Source organism: Streptomyces sp. NPDC048417 (assembly GCF_040651615.1).
In the GTDB taxonomy this organism is placed as follows: domain Bacteria; phylum Actinomycetota; class Actinomycetes; order Streptomycetales; family Streptomycetaceae; genus Streptomyces.
On the sequence record NZ_JBEZKI010000007.1, the window covers coordinates 125,857 to 140,004 of the forward strand.

The window sequence follows — 14,148 nt, forward strand, 5'->3', positions numbered from 1 at the left end:
CGGCCGGGCCCGTCGGCAGGGGGATCACGCGCCTCAGCCGTGGCACAGATCCGCCAATCGCTCCTCACTCCTGGACGTCCGGCAGCCGGCCGCGGTGATCGAGGAGGTCGAGCGCTTCTACGGCACCGCGGATGCCGACATCCAGCTGTTCGACGAGCGTCAGGCACAGGTCGAGGAGGCGCTCTTCGGATCGCCGCCGCTGGCGTCCGCCCTTGTGGTGGAGGACGAGACGGGCGACATCGTGGGCCTCGCCGCGTACTCGTTCCTGTGGCCGAGCGCGGGTTCCGCCCACTCCCTCTTCCTCAAGGAGCTGTACGTCCGGGACACCCTGCGTCGGCAGGGCATCGGGGTCCGGCTGATGAACGAACTCCGCGAATTCGCCGCGGCTCGCCCCGGTTGCAGCCGCCTGGAATGGATGACGGACCGGGTGAACGCGAACGCGCGCACCTTCTACCGGTCGCTCGGGTTCGAGGAGGACAACGAGAAGATCGTCTGCCGGATCGGCACCGGCACGGCGTGAGTCCCGCGAGAGCGGTCCCCGTCCGTGACGGTGCATGCCCCCATGGCCGGGTGGTCATCGTCGGCCGATGGTGCCCTCTGCCGACCGGCCGCAGGCCGTCGCCTGGGTGTAGGCCGCGTCCGTTCTGATCGGCCCCTCGGTGCACCCGTGACGCACGGAGAGGGCTCCGTGGTACCCGCCCGCACCGCACCGCACCGGGCTGGCGGCGTTGCCCTCAGGGGCAGACCGCAGGGCAAGTTGCCTTATGTGGGCGGGAATTGGCCATCCCGGGCGCTTGCCGGTCCTATGCTGACCGCGTCTTCGGGCGTTCGGCGGGAGGGATCGTGGCAGCTCTGGAGCCCGGTGACCCGCACTCCGTCGGGGAGTACCAGCTGCTGAGGCGGCTCGGCGCGGGCGGGATGGGCCGGGTCTACCTGGGGCGTTCGCCGGGCGGCCGGGCGGTCGCCGTCAAGGTCGTGCACGCCGAACTGGTCGCCGGGCAGCCTGAGTTCAGGTCCCGGTTCCGCCGTGAGGTGGCGGCCGCGCGCAAGGTCAGCGGTGCCTTCACCGCGCCCGTCGTGGACGCCGACCCCAACGCCCCGCTGCCCTGGCTGGTCACCAGTTACATCGCCGGGCCCTCCCTCCAGGACGCGGTCATGGAGCAGGGGCCGCTGCCCGCCGCCACCGTGCTCGGGCTCGCCGCCGGACTCGCCGAGGCGCTCACCTCCATCCACGCCGCCCAGCTGGTGCACCGCGACCTCAAACCGTCGAACGTGCTGCTCGCCGAGGACGGGCCGCGGGTCATCGACTTCGGTATCGCCCGCAGTGTGGAGTCCGCGACCATCACGCGGGCGGGGCTCATGGTCGGCTCGCCCGGTTTCATGTCGCCGGAGCAGGTGGCGGGCGGGGACGTGACCGGCGCCAGTGACGTGTTCTCGCTCGGCGCGGTGCTCGCGTACGCGGCGACCGGCGGCAACCCCTTCGGTGACGGGCCCACCCCCGCCCTGCTCTACCGCGTCGTCCACGACGAACCCGACATCACCGCCGTCACCGACCCGGCCCTCGCCTCCCTGATCGCCGCCTGCCTGGCCAAGGACCCGGCCCAGCGGCCCACCCCGCGCCAGATCCTGGCCCGGAACGGGCCCGCGGCCGACGCGACCGCCTTCCTCCCGAGACCCGCCGCGGACCCCCGGGACGAGGTCACGCACCCGGCGCCGCCGCCCGCCGCCACCCGCCCGCTCACCCGGCTCGACCCCGCCCAGCAGCAGGTGTCGTACGCCGGCCCGCCGACCACCCCCGCCGCGGCTCCGCCCGTGCGCCGGCGCGCGTTCCTCGTCTCCGGGGGAGTGCTCGCGGTCGCCGCGCTCGCCGCCGTACCGGTCGCGCACGTCGTCAACGGGGGTGGCGGCAAGAAGGCTCCGCGCAACTCCGGCGGTGGTGTCTCCGTGCCCTCGCCGTTCGGCGCCTGGCCGCTGGAAGAGACCTCCGGCACGGTCGCCGCCGACGACACCGGCCGCAACGACGGGATCGCCACCGCCGTCGGCTGGGGCCGGGGCAAGGACGGGACGGCCCTGTTCGACGGCGGCACCAGCCAGATCATGACCCGGGGGCCGGTGCTCCGCACCGGCAAGGGCCGCAGCTTCACCGTCTCCGCGTGGGTGTGCCTGAGCGGCCGGCCGTCCTTCTACGCCACCGCCGTCAGCCAGGACGCCGGCACCGTCAGCGGCTTCTTCCTCCAGTACTCGGCGGCCGAGAACCGCTGGGCCTTCGCCCGTCCCGGCCTGCGCGCCCTGTCGTACACCGTCCCGAAGCCCGGCGTCTGGACCCACCTGGTCGGCGTCTACGAGGGTCCCCGCAACCAGCTCGTCCTGTACGTCGACGGCACCCAGGAGGCGGGCATCGACGACAGCAACCCGGTCGCCGCCCACGGCCCCCTGGTGATCGGCCGCGCCACCGCCGACGGCGGCCCCTCCGACTGGTTCCCGGGCTCGATCAAGCAGGTGCAGGTGTTCCAGCGGGCGCTGACCGCGGCCCAGGTCAAGGCGCTGCTCTAGCGGGACGCGCCCGGTCAGTCCGTGCGCGGATCGTCCGGCTTCAGGGACTTCAGGAACTCCGGGTTGTCGTCCGGCGCGACCCACCGCTCCCGCGGCTGCCGTGCCCTGCCCGCGACCAGCCAGGCCACCGGGCCGACCAGCACCTCGCCGAAGAGCAGGATGATCAGCACCCACGCCAGCTTCGGCAGGGCACGGACCTCGTCCTCGGGGGTGTTCAGGCAGTCCACGAAGGCGTAGATCCACAGCGCGAGGACCAGCAGAAAAGGCAGATACCTGAGCATGGCGGCCAGAGTAGCGGGTGGGCGACCTCCGGTGACGGGCCGTGGGCATGGCGGGTCCCCGCGATACGGAGGGGGATCCGTGGTGGTGCGTGGGTGGTCTCGCAGGGGGCGGGCGAAGGCGGTTGGTCAGGCCTTCGGCAGTTCTTCGGCAGGCCTTCGGTACGCCCTCGTCACGCCTTCTCGGCCAGCAGCGGCCGGACGATCGTGCGCACGTCCGCCGCCGTGAGCGGGCTCAGGTACTTCGCGGCGATCTTCCCGTCCCGGTCGATGAAGAGGGTGTACGGCAGCGCCCGCGGCGCATAGCCCCGGGGCAGCCGGAGCAGCTTGCGGCTGCCGGGGTCGTGCAGACTCGGGTAGACCAGCCCGTGCGCCCGCTCGAACGACCGCCCCTTGTCCCGCCGGGCGTCCGTGTCCACCCCGAACACCTGGACCCCCTTGGCCGCCAACTCCTGCTGCGCCTTGGACAGTTCGGGCGCCTCGGCCCGGCAGGGCCCGCACCAGGACGCCCACACGTTCAGGACGACGACCTTGCCCCGGTAGTCGGCGAGCCGTACCGCCCTGCCGTCCAGGCCGCTGCCCGACAGGTCGGGGGCCGCCGCGCGGTCGGCGGCCGCGACACGGGTCAGTGCGGAGACCGGCGAGCCGCCGGTGTCCTGGCGCGGCGCACAGGCGGCGAGCACGAGCAGCAGGGCGAGCAGCGGTAACCGGCTGATCCGGCGGTGGACGGTCACGGCCGACGAGTATCGCAGGGGGCCTCGCAGGGGGTGGTGACCGGGCCGGGACCCCGGGTGGCCGATACTGGGACGCATGGCTTACGACGATCTTCGCTCCCTGCTCCGGGCACTGGAGCGCGAGGGCGACCTCAAGCGTGTCAAGGCCGAGGTCGACCCGTATCTGGAGGTCGGGGAGATCGTCGACCGGGTGCAGAAGGCGGGCGGACCGGCGCTGCTCTTCGAGAACGTGCGCGGCTCCAGCATGCCCCTCGCCATGAACGTCTTCGGCACCGACCGGCGCCTGCTCAAGGCCCTCGGCCTGAAGTCGTACGGCGAGATCTCCGAGAAGATCGGCGGGCTGCTGCGCCCCGAACTCCCGCACGGCTTCGTCGGTGTGCGGGAGGCCTTCGGGAAGCTCGGCGCGATGGCCCACGTACCGCCGAAGAAGGTGAAGTCCGACAACGCCCCGGTCCAGGAGGTCGTCCTGCACGGCGACGACGTCGACCTGGACCAGCTGCCGGCCCTGTTCACCTGGCCGCGGGACGGCGGGTCCTTCTTCAACCTGGGCCTGACCCACACCAGGGACCCCGAGTCCGGCATCCGCAACCTGGGCCTGTACCGGCTCCAGCGGCACGACCGGAACACCATCGGCATGCACTGGCAGATCCACAAGGACAGCCGCAACCACTACCAGGTGGCGGCGCGCAGGGGCGAGCGGCTGCCCGTCGCGATCGCCTTCGGCTGCCCGCCGGCCGTCACCTACGCCTCCACCGCCCCGCTCCCCGGAGACATCGACGAGTACCTGTTCGCCGGGTTCATCGCGGGCCGGCGGATCGAGATGGTCGACTGCAAGACGGTCCCGCTCCAGGTCCCCGCCAACGCCGAGGTCGTCCTGGAGGGCTGGCTGGAGCCGGGCGAGATGCTCCCCGAGGGTCCGTTCGGCGACCACACCGGCTTCTACACCCCGCAGGAGCCGTTCCCGGCGCTGACCATCGACTGCGTGACGATGCGGAAGCGGCCGCTCCTGCAGTCGATCGTCGTAGGCCGCCCCCCGACGGAGGACGGACCCCTCGGCCGTGCCACCGAACGGTTCTTCCTCCCCCTGCTGAAGATCATCGTCCCGGACATCGTGGACTACCACCTCCCCGAGGCAGGCGGTTTCCACAACTGTGCGATCGTCTCGATCGACAAGAAGTACCCGAAGCACGCGCAGAAGGTCATGCACGCGATCTGGGGGGCGCACATGATGTCCCTCACCAAGCTCATCGTGGTCGTCGACTCCGACTGCGACGTCCACGACCTGCACGAGGTCGCCTGGCGGGCCCTCGGCAACACCGACTACGCCCGTGACCTCACGGTCGTGGAAGGCCCCGTCGACCATCTCGACCACGCCTCCTACCAGCAGTTCTGGGGCGGCAAGGCCGGCATCGACGCCACGAAGAAGTGGCCCGAGGAGGGCTACACCAGGGACGGGGGCTGGCCGGACATGGTCCTGTCGGACCCGGATACGGCGGCGACGGTCGACCGCCGCTGGAAGGAGTACGGACTTTGACTGCTTCCCGCCGACCTTCACGCCTGGCTGGTTGCTCAGGCCAAGTCCGCCCGTCGCTCCCTCAATTCCGAGATCGTGTACCGCTTGGACGGTGAGCGCTCGACCACAGCGTCAGACGGCGAGTCACCATGACAGCGATTCGTCTTTCCGTGCCCTGCACCGCAGGCGCTTGATTCCTCCCCGATCTGAAGGCCGGGGCATCCTCGGAGGTTCCCAGTGAGTTCTGCATCAGCCGCGATCCCGCAGCCAGGACGCACCAAGGCGTTTCTCCGTCTGGTGATGATCGAGCACTCGGTCTTCGCCCTGCCCTTCGCGTACATCGCCGCGCTGACCGCGATGTTCGAGCTGGACAAGAACATCCACTGGGGGCGGCTGCTCCTGGTCACGATCTGCATGGTCGGGCTGCGCACCTTCGCGATGGCCGTGAACCGGATCATCGACCGCGAGATCGACGCCCGGAACCCGCGCACGGCCCACCGGGAGCTGGTCACCGGCGCGATGAGCGTGAAGCACGCCTGGACCGGCGCGCTGATCGCGGTGGTGGTCTTCCTCGGCGCCGCGGCCCTCCTCAACCCGCTCTGCCTGGCGCTTGCCCCCATCGCGGTGATCCCGATGGTGGTCTACCCCTACGGCAAGCGGTTCACGAACTTCCCGCAGGCCATCCTGGGTCTCGCCCAGGCGATGGGCCCGATCGGCGGCTGGCTGGCGATCACCGGCGAGTGGTCCTGGGACGCGGTGATCCTCGGCCTGGCGGTCGGCGTCTGGATCGGCGGCTTCGACCTGATCTACGCCTGCCAGGACGTGACGACGGACCGCGAGATCGGCGTCATGTCGGTCCCGGCCCGCTTCGGCATCCCGGCGGCGATCTGGGGCGCCCGGGCCTGTCACCTGGTCACGACGGCCCTGTTCGTCTGGTACGCCGTGGCGACGCACGCGGGCGGGTTCTTCTGGCTGGGTCTGGTGATCGTCGCCGGCGCCTTCGCCTACGAGCACTCCATCGTCCGCCCCCACGACCTCTCCCGCCTCAACCGCGCCTTCTTCAGCGTCAACGGCTTCATCGGCATTGCTCTCTTCGTGTGCGCCCTGCTGGACCTGCTGGTCCGGGGCCTGACGGTCTGAGTACCGGCGGCCACCGCGGCCCCGTCCTGAACTCGGTCGGGCGCGCCGGTACGCTCAAGGTGTGAACGCAGGAGAAACACAGCGCGTGCCTTGGATCGTGGGGGTGTCCGGGGCGTCCGGTACGCCGTACGCGGCCGCTGTGCTGCGTGCGCTGCTGGACGCGGGCGAGAGCGTCGACCTGGTGGTCAGCCGGGCCTCGCGGCTCACCCTGCTGGACGAGACCGGGATCTCCTTCCGGGACGCGCACTGGCGGGACGACCTGGGGGAGTGGCTGGCCCGGGGGGCCGACGGCAAGCCGGGGACCTTCCAGGCGGACCTGGCGCGGGTGCGGTACTGGAACGCCGGGGACCTGGCCGCCGGGCCGTCCTCCGGGTCGTACCGGACCAAGGGCATGCTGATCGTGCCGGCGTCCACCGCCGCCGTCGCCGGGGTCGCGCTCGGGCTCTCCAAGGACCTGCTCCAGCGGGCTGCCAGTGTCAACCTGAAGGAGCGGCGCCCGCTCGTCGTCGCCGTCCGCGAGACTCCGCTGAACGGCCAGACCCTGCGTCACCTCGTCACCCTGGACGACCTGGGGGCGGTCGTCGTCCCCACCTCCCCGGCGTTCTACGCGGGCGCGACGCACATCCAGGACCTGGTGGACTTCGTCGCCGGGCGGGTGCTGGACGCGGCCGGTGTGGGGCACCGGCTGTACCGCCGCTGGGAGGGCGACCTCGGAGGCGGCGGCAAGTAGCAGAACCCGGTACCACCCGGAATCACCGGCCAGCACCACCCGGCACCACCAGGCTCCACCTCTGCAGTACCTCTCATCTACTTCGGGAACTTTCAGCGGAAGGCTTCGATCGCATGGACGCCGTGGACAGGCAGCTCATCCAGGCCCTGAGAGAGAACGGCCGGGCCTCGTACGCGGAGCTGGGGCGCCTCGTCGGACTGTCGGGACCCAGCGTCACCGACCGCATCAACCGGCTGGAGGCGGCCGGTGTCATCACCGGCTACCGCGCCACCGTCGACGCGGCCTCGCTCGGCCTCGGTGTCATCGCCCTGATCGGCATCTCCCTCTCCGACGCGGCCGACCACGAGGACGTGGCGCAGCGGCTGCGGGACCTGCCGGAGATCGAGGACTGCTGGTTCATCGCCGGCGACGACTCCTTCATGCTCAAGGTGCGTTCGACGAACGTCGACGGCCTGGAGAAGACCATCCGGCGGCTGTCCGGGACCAAGGGCGTCTCCCGGACCCGTACCACCATCGTGTTGTCCACGAAGTGGGAGAACCGGGTCGGGGAACTGCCCGAAGAGGTGTAGCCGTACCGTTGGGCAAGTCGTCGGAGAAAGGTGTGGGCATGGATGTCGGGCTCAAGCGCGAGCTGGAGGAGAAGGTCAGGGCCGGTGAGCGGCTGACCCGTGAGGACGGCATCGCGCTGTACGAGTCGGACGACCTGGCCTGGCTGGGCGGTCTCGCTCACGAGGTGCGGACGCGGAAGAACGGTGACGTCGTCCACTTCAACGTCAACCGCCACCTCAACATGACCAACGTGTGCACCGCGTCCTGCGCGTACTGCTCGTTCCAGCGCAAGCCGGGCGAGAAGGACGCGTACACGATGCGCATCGAGGAGGCGGTGAAGCTCGCCAAGGCGATGGAGGGCGAGAACCTCACCGAGCTGCACATCGTCAACGGCCTGCACCCGAACCTGCCCTGGCGGTACTACCCGCGGTCGCTGCGTGAACTGAAGGCGGCCCTGCCGGACGTGTCGTTGAAGGCCTTCACGGCCACCGAGATCCACCACTTCGAGACGATCAGCGGGCTGTCGGCCTCGGAGATCCTCGACGAGCTGATCGACGCGGGTCTGGAGTCCCTCACCGGCGGTGGCGCGGAGATCTTCGACTGGGAGGTCCGCCAGCACATCGTGGACCACCGCACCCACTGGGAGGACTGGTCCCGGATCCACCGGCTGGCGCACGAGAAGGGCCTCAAGACGCCCTGCACCATGCTCTACGGCCACATCGAGGAGCCGCGCCACCGGGTCGACCACGTGCTCCGTCTCCGCGAGCTCCAGGACGAGACGAACGGCTTCCAGGTCTTCATCCCGCTCCGCTACCAGCACGACTTCGTGGACATGAAGGACGGCAAGGTCCGCAACCGGCTCCAGGCGCGGACGCAGATGGCGACCGGCGCCGAGGCCCTGAAGACCTTCGCGGTCTCCCGGCTCCTCTTCGACAACGTGCCGCACGTCAAGGTCTTCTGGGTCATGCACGGCGTGCAGACGGCGCAGCTGGCGCTCCAGCACGGAGCCGACGACATGGACGGGTCGGTCGTCGAGTACAAGATCACCCACGACGCGGACAACTACGGCACGCCGAACAAGCTGACCCGCGAGGACCTGCTGGACCTCATCCGCGACGCCGGCTTCCGGCCGGTGGAGCGGAACACGCGGTACGAGATCATCCGCGAGTACGACGGCCCGGACCCGGCGCGCCGGGAGTCCCCGCAGCCGATGCGGGTCTGAGCGGGCCGTGGGGTGCGTTCTGCGGGTGCGGGTGCGGGTGCGGGTGCGGGTGCAGATGCGGATGCGGATGCGGGTGCGTCGTGGCTTGTCGCGCAGTTCCCCGCGCCCCTGAAGGGCACGTTGCCGATGCGCCCCTTTCAGGAGCACGTCAGTTCCCCGCGCTCCTGGAGGGCACGTAGCTGATCCGCCCCTTTCAGGAGCACGTCAGTTCCCCGCGCTCCTGGAGGGCACGTAGCTGATCCGCCCCTTTCAGGAGCACGTCAGTTCCCCGCGCTCCTGGGGGGCACGTAGCTGATCCGCCCCATTAGGAGCGCGTCGGTTCCCCGCGCCTCTGTGGGGCACGTTGCTGTTGCGCCCCTTCAGGGGCGCGGGGAACTGCGTGATCAGCCCCCGCTCACCCGCAGCCGCCACGGGACCGGTCTCGCCGCGGCGAATAGTCGTCGACCCACCCCGCCGTAATGGATACCATCCCGCCATGCCCCTTACCTTCACCCTGGATCCCGCCATCACCCCCGCCCTCCGTGACGGGATCCTCGACCTGTGGACGGACGTGTCCAACGCCGGTGGAGCCGTCGGCTTCGTCGCCCCGGTGAGCCCCGAGGACATCCGCCCGGAGCTGGTCAAGCACTTCGTCGCCATGGCCGAGGGGCGCCACCGGCTCCTCGTCGGCCACGACGACACCGGTACCGTCGCCGCCACCGCCTTCTTCTCTTTCAACACGCACCGGCTCATGAACCACTGGGTGTGGCTGTACACGGTGATGGTGCACCCCAAGCACCAGGGGCAGGGCTACGGCCGGGACCTGCTCGCGGCCGCCGCCGACGCGGCCCGCGGCTTCGACGGCATAGCCGCGATACGCCTCGGCTGCCGCGGCGGCCACGGCCTGGAGAAGTTCTACGGCGCCTGCGGCTACCAGGAGGTCGGCCGCGTCCCCGCCGCGATCCGCGTCGCCCCCGGCGACGACCGCGACGACATCACCATGCTGCTGCCGCTCGTCTGACCCCGCCGCAAGATCGGTCTCACGCCGTGCTTCACTGGACGGTGCCCCTTTTCGTCATCGGAAGACTGGATTGAGATGCTCCGCTACACGCTGATGCGCCTCGGTATCTTCGCGGGCTGCCTCGTTGTCGTCTGGGGCCTGGTCTACGCCGGCGCGTTCCCGCGTGGCTTCGGCGACTCCAACCTCCTGTGGGTCCTGCTGCTCTCCCTGGTCCTGTCGGCGCCGATCAGCTACGTGGTGCTGCGCAAGGAGCGGGACCGCGCCTCGGTCCAGGTCTCGCAGCGGGTCGACCGGATGAAGGCCAACCTCGAGGCCAACCGCAGCCAGGAGGACGACGCCGTCGACGAGACGACGCAGGCGCAGGGTCAGGCCCAGACCTCTTCCTGAGCGACTCCCGCGCCGCCGGCCCCCCTTAGGCTTTGCCCCATGGGTGCCGTGAAGACCAAGCGCATGCCGCGGGCGGTCCGGGAGCAGCAGATGCTGGACGCCGCCGTGCGGACCTTCGGGCAGCGCGGCTACATGGCCGCGTCGATGGACGAGATCGCCGAACTCGCCGGTGTCTCCAAGCCGTTGGTGTATCTGTACCTCAACTCCAAGGACGACCTGTTCACGGCGTGCATCCGCCGTGAGGCGACGGCGCTGACCGAGGCGATCCGGACCGGCGTGCGCCGGGACCTGCCCGCCGACCGCCAACTCTGGGACGGGCTCCAGGCGTTCTTCGCGCACACCGCCGAACACCCCGACGGCTGGTCGGTGTTGCATCTGCAGGCACGAACGCACGGCGAGCGGTTCGCCTCCGAGGTCGCCGCGATGCGCACGGAGATCGTGGAGTTCGTGACCCAGCTCATCGTGGTCGCCGCCCGCGAGGCGCGCCGCGACCCCGACCTGCCCGAGCGCGAGGTGGCGGGGCTCGCCGAGGCCCTGGTCGGTGCCGCCGAGTCCCTCGCGGCCTGGGCGAACGTCACTCCGGGTGTCACCGCACGCGAGGCGGCGACGACCCTGATGAACTTCGCGTGGGCGGGCCTCGGCAACCTGATGGACGGCCGGCCGTGGATGTCGCCGGTCACGGTTTCCTGAAGGATCCGCACGGGTTCGGGGTGCTTGTCGCGGAGTCACGGTCATGGGCATCCGGCTCTGGGGCCCCGCCACCGGGCGCTTCCCGCGGACCGACCTGGTCGACAACCGCCGCATGCCTCAGGTGGCGAGCGGCAGCACTCGTCCCTCGACATGTACCCGCTTCGGGCCCCGCAGCGCGAACCGTCCGGTGCCGTCCGCCGCGTACGCCACCGTGCCGGGCAGCAGCACCGGCGCCCGGAACTCCGCCTCCACCCGGGCGCGTTCGGGCACCCCGTGCGCGGCGAGACAGCGGGCCACGGTCCACATGCCGTGCGCGACGGGCCGGGGGAAGCCGAAGAGCCTCGCGGTGAGCGGGTGGAGGTGGATGGGGTTGCGGTCCCCGGAGGCGGCGCCGTACCGCCGGCCGACATCCCCGGCGATCTTCCACTCCTCGACCACCGGCAGCGGCTCCCGGTCCTCCCGGTCCTCCCGGTCCTCCCGGTCCTCCCGGTCCTCCCGGCCCTCTCGGCTCTCCTGGTCCTCTTGGGGTGTGCCGCCGCGGACCGCCGTGGTCCGGTGCCGCGCCAGGTAGCTGCTCCGCGACGCCCACACGACGTCCTCGCCGACGCGCGCCTCGGTGACGACGGTGGCCTCGGTGCCGCGCCGATGGGGGCTCAGCTTCTCGATGTGGACGGAGAGTTCGTACGTCCCCGCACCGGGCAGCTCGGCATACCGCTCGATCTCGACCGAGGTGTGCACCAGGCCCAGCAGCGGCAGTGGGAAGTCCCGCGCGCTCATGAGCCGCATGGCCAGCGGAAACCCGAGGACGTGCGGGTAGGTGACGGGCAGTCCGTCGTCGCCGGTGGGGAAACCGCAGACGCGTTCGTAGGCGGCGAGCCTGTCGACGTCGGCGCGGACGGCGGGGAGTACGAGGCGGGTGCGGGGGAAGGGGGCGTCGGCGGCCGGCCTCTTGAAGGGCGACCGCAGCGCACCGCGCGCGAGCAGGGGCCCGAGAGCGGGCGGGCCACCGAGGACGATCACCGCGCCCGCCCTTCCCGCGGCCGTCGGCGCGGACAACGACAACGGTCCGTCATATCCGTCCCCCAGGATCGCCCAACTGCTGACTCTCAAGTAAGGTTACCCAAGGTAAGTCTATGTCAGGGCTGTCAGGGTCCGGAAGCGGGGCCTAATGTGAGAGGTCCTCACGTAACCTCCGGGATTGCACAGGCCCGGCCCCGGACCATTCCCGAAACCCCACAACCCCGCCACAGCGGCCCCGTACGATCTCCAGACCTAACCGCCGGTAACCCTTTTCTGAGGCCCGGCCCCGGTGAACGCCTCGGTGCGCGAGGCGCGTACGACATGCAGCCAGCAGTTCACTCGCTGCACGCCCGAGGAGCCGCCCCGTGTCCACTTCCTCTTTCCAGAACGTCGCCCCCGTCTCCTCGGGTGCCGCGATCCAGGCCACGGACTACGACGGGAAGCCGATCCTGATCGAACCCCTCGTCCAGCGGCTGGACGGGGTGGTGCGGGAGGCCTACGTACCGCCGTTCGCGCCGCCGGTGCGGCACGGCTCGCTCGCCGACCTGCCCTTCGAGAACGCGGAGGCCGAGCCCGGCACGATCGTGCTCAGCCGCAAGCCGGCGGCGGGCGAGGGCCGGTGGGAGCAGGTGACGGCCGCCCAGTTCGCCGCTCAGGTGCTGGCGGTGGCCAAGGGACTGATCGCGGAAGGGCTGATGCCGGGCGACCGGATAGCCGTCATGGCCCGGACCACGTACGAGTGGACGCTCCTCGACTTCGGCGCCTGGGCGGCCGGCCTGGTGACCGTCCCGGTCTACCCGACCTCGTCGCTCTTCCAGACCCGCTGGATCCTGCACGACTCCGGCGCCGTCGCCCTGGTCACCGAGACCTCCGCCCAGGCCGCCGCGCTCGGCCCCGAACTGGACCGGCTGCCCGACCTGCGCCATCTGTGGGTGATGGAGAAGGGGCACGTGGACCGGCTCGCGGAGGCGGGCGGGCACGTCCAGGACGCCGAAGTGGGCGTACGGCGCGGCATGCTGGGCCCCGACACGCTCGCCACCCTCATCTACACCTCGGGCACCACCGGCCGCCCCAAGGGCTGCGCCCTCTCGCACGGCAACTTCTTCGCCGAGGTCGACAACGCGATCGAACTCCTCTACCCGATCTTCAAGGCCGGCCACGACGAGGAGGTCTCCATCCTCCTCTTCCTGCCCATGTCCCATGTGTTCGGGCGGATGGTGGCGATCGCCTGCATCCGCGCCGGCGTCCGCCTCGGCCACGCCCCCAGCCTCAAGGCCGAGGACCTGCTCCCGGACCTGGCCGCCTTCAAGCCGACCTGCCTTCTCACCATCCCGTACATGCTGGAGAAGGTCTTCAACACCGCCCGGGCGAAGGCCGAGGCGGGCGGCCGGGTCGTGGTCTTCGACCGGGCCACCGGGGTCGCCCAGCGGTACGGCGAGGCCCTGGAGGCCAAACAGACCGGCACCGGCAGCGGCCCCGGCCGCGCCCTGAAGACCGCCCGCGCCCTCTACGACCCGCTGGTCTACCGCCGTATCCGCACCGCCATGGGCGGCCGGGTCCGCCACATCATCTGCGGCGGCTCCCCGCTGGGCCGCCGGCTCGCCGCGTTCTACGCCGGCGCCGGCATCGAGGTCTACGAGGGCTACGGGCTGACCGAGACCACCGCCGCCACCACCGTCACCCCGCCGCTCAAACCCCGGCTGGGCACGGTCGGCTGGCCGATGCCCGGCACCAAGGTCCGGATCGCCTCCGACGGCGAGATCCTGGTCGCCGGCGACCACGTCCTGCGCGGCTACTGGGACCCGCAGGCCGGCGGGGTCGTGCCGGCGACCCGGGACGGCTGGCTGGCCACCGGCGACCTCGGCGAACTCGACGACGAGGGCTACCTCACCATCACCGGCCGCAAGAAGGAGATGCTGATCACGGCCGGCGGCAAGTCGGTGGCCCCCGCCCCGCTGGAGAACTGGCTCCGCTCCCACCCGCTGATCTCCCAGGTGATGCTGGTCGGCGACGGACTGCCGTACGTCAGCGCGCTGATCACCCTCGACCGGGACGGCCTCACCCACTGGCGCCAGATGAACGGCAAGCACCCGGTGCCGCCGGAACTCCTCCTGGACGACCTGGAGTTGCAGGCGATCCTGCAACGGGCCGTCGACGAGGCCAACAAGCTGGTCTCCCGCCCCGAGTCCATCCGCCGCTTCACGATGCTCCCCGTCGACTTCACCGAGGAGGCCGGGCATCTGACCCCCTCGATGAAGCTGCGCCGGGAGGCGGTCATGAAGGACTTCGCGACGGAGATCGAGAGCCTCTACACGAGGAAGAGGTAGCCGGG

14 protein-coding genes are annotated in these 14,148 nt (G+C 70.9%); 11 read left to right on the forward strand and 3 right to left on the reverse strand.

Features of this window, described 5'->3' with window-relative positions; genetic code table 11:
- Positions 1 to 70 precede the first annotated feature (70 nt).
- Both haaN and AB0D59_RS13230 read left to right on the forward strand, forming a co-directional pair.
- Entirely contained in the window at positions 71 to 520 is a 450-nt protein-coding gene (gene haaN / locus AB0D59_RS13225) for a cyclophane-containing RiPP N-acetyltransferase HaaN (protein WP_362564657.1), read from the forward strand.
- A gap of 323 nt (positions 521 to 843) precedes the next feature.
- Complete coding sequence (locus AB0D59_RS13230; RefSeq protein ID WP_362564358.1) at positions 844 to 2,553, forward strand: protein kinase; 1,710 nt, start codon at positions 844 to 846, stop codon at positions 2,551 to 2,553.
- A gap of 14 nt (positions 2,554 to 2,567) precedes the next feature.
- On the opposite strand, the gene AB0D59_RS13235 is transcribed toward AB0D59_RS13230, so the two are convergent.
- A complete protein-coding gene (locus tag AB0D59_RS13235; protein WP_362564359.1) occupies positions 2,568 to 2,834 on the reverse strand; it encodes a PLD nuclease N-terminal domain-containing protein in 267 nt (88 codons plus the stop codon).
- 170 nt (positions 2,835 to 3,004) lie between these two features.
- Entirely contained in the window at positions 3,005 to 3,565 is a 561-nt protein-coding gene (locus AB0D59_RS13240; protein ID WP_362564361.1) for a TlpA disulfide reductase family protein, read from the reverse strand.
- A 76-nt stretch (positions 3,566 to 3,641) separates the two neighbouring features.
- On the opposite strand from AB0D59_RS13240, the gene AB0D59_RS13245 reads away from it, so the two are divergent.
- The 8 genes from AB0D59_RS13245 (at position 3,642) to AB0D59_RS13280 (ending at position 10,796) form a co-directional block, all read left to right on the forward strand.
- On the forward strand, positions 3,642 to 5,099 hold the full coding sequence (locus AB0D59_RS13245; RefSeq protein WP_362564362.1) for a menaquinone biosynthesis decarboxylase: 1,458 nt from the start codon (positions 3,642 to 3,644) through the stop codon (positions 5,097 to 5,099).
- Between the two features lie 216 nt (positions 5,100 to 5,315).
- Complete coding sequence (gene mqnP / locus AB0D59_RS13250) at positions 5,316 to 6,218, forward strand: menaquinone biosynthesis prenyltransferase MqnP (RefSeq protein WP_362564364.1); 903 nt, start codon at positions 5,316 to 5,318, stop codon at positions 6,216 to 6,218.
- A gap of 85 nt (positions 6,219 to 6,303) precedes the next feature.
- Positions 6,304 to 6,948 (forward strand): UbiX family flavin prenyltransferase, encoded by a 645-nt coding sequence (locus AB0D59_RS13255; protein WP_362564365.1) that lies wholly within the window; start codon positions 6,304 to 6,306, stop codon positions 6,946 to 6,948.
- A 113-nt stretch (positions 6,949 to 7,061) separates the two neighbouring features.
- Positions 7,062 to 7,517, forward strand: a complete 456-nt coding sequence (locus tag AB0D59_RS13260; RefSeq protein ID WP_351327910.1) for an Lrp/AsnC family transcriptional regulator — start codon at positions 7,062 to 7,064, stop codon at positions 7,515 to 7,517.
- 38 nt (positions 7,518 to 7,555) lie between these two features.
- Positions 7,556 to 8,719, forward strand: a complete 1,164-nt coding sequence (gene mqnE, locus AB0D59_RS13265) for an aminofutalosine synthase MqnE (protein ID WP_093499805.1) — start codon at positions 7,556 to 7,558, stop codon at positions 8,717 to 8,719.
- A 475-nt stretch (positions 8,720 to 9,194) separates the two neighbouring features.
- Positions 9,195 to 9,719, forward strand: coding sequence for a GNAT family N-acetyltransferase (locus AB0D59_RS13270; RefSeq protein ID WP_362564367.1), 525 nt, complete (start codon positions 9,195 to 9,197; stop codon positions 9,717 to 9,719).
- 75 nt (positions 9,720 to 9,794) lie between these two features.
- A complete protein-coding gene (locus tag AB0D59_RS13275; RefSeq protein ID WP_362564369.1) occupies positions 9,795 to 10,106 on the forward strand; it encodes a DUF4229 domain-containing protein in 312 nt (103 codons plus the stop codon).
- A gap of 39 nt (positions 10,107 to 10,145) precedes the next feature.
- The gene (locus AB0D59_RS13280) at positions 10,146 to 10,796 is read left to right on the forward strand and encodes a TetR/AcrR family transcriptional regulator (RefSeq protein ID WP_362564370.1); all 651 of its coding nucleotides are present in this window, start codon (positions 10,146 to 10,148) and stop codon (positions 10,794 to 10,796) included.
- A 117-nt stretch (positions 10,797 to 10,913) separates the two neighbouring features.
- Here the strand turns inward: AB0D59_RS13280 and AB0D59_RS13285 are convergent, their stop codons facing one another.
- A complete protein-coding gene (locus AB0D59_RS13285; RefSeq protein WP_362564372.1) occupies positions 10,914 to 11,852 on the reverse strand; it encodes a MaoC/PaaZ C-terminal domain-containing protein in 939 nt (312 codons plus the stop codon).
- Positions 11,853 to 12,232: 380 nt separating this feature from the next.
- Here AB0D59_RS13285 and AB0D59_RS13290 point away from each other — a divergent pair, with 380 nt between their 5' ends.
- Positions 12,233 to 14,143, forward strand: coding sequence for an AMP-binding protein (locus AB0D59_RS13290; protein WP_362564659.1), 1,911 nt, complete (start codon positions 12,233 to 12,235; stop codon positions 14,141 to 14,143).
- Positions 14,144 to 14,148: the final 5 nt, after the last annotated feature.

What these genes read in the sequence shown, in the direction of transcription:
- AB0D59_RS13235 (WP_362564359.1), bottom strand. Translation starts at nt 2,834, where the DNA reads ATGCTCAGGTATCTGCCTTTTCTGCTGGTCCTCGCGCTGTGGATCTAC.
- AB0D59_RS13245 (WP_362564362.1), top strand. Translation starts at nt 3,642, where the DNA reads ATGGCTTACGACGATCTTCGCTCCCTGCTCCGGGCACTGGAGCGCGAG.
- AB0D59_RS13260 (WP_351327910.1), top strand. Translation starts at nt 7,062, where the DNA reads ATGGACGCCGTGGACAGGCAGCTCATCCAGGCCCTGAGAGAGAACGGC.
- mqnE (WP_093499805.1), top strand. Translation starts at nt 7,556, where the DNA reads ATGGATGTCGGGCTCAAGCGCGAGCTGGAGGAGAAGGTCAGGGCCGGT.
- AB0D59_RS13270 (WP_362564367.1), top strand. Translation starts at nt 9,195, where the DNA reads ATGCCCCTTACCTTCACCCTGGATCCCGCCATCACCCCCGCCCTCCGT.
- AB0D59_RS13275 (WP_362564369.1), top strand. Translation starts at nt 9,795, where the DNA reads ATGCTCCGCTACACGCTGATGCGCCTCGGTATCTTCGCGGGCTGCCTC.
- AB0D59_RS13280 (WP_362564370.1), top strand. Translation starts at nt 10,146, where the DNA reads ATGGGTGCCGTGAAGACCAAGCGCATGCCGCGGGCGGTCCGGGAGCAG.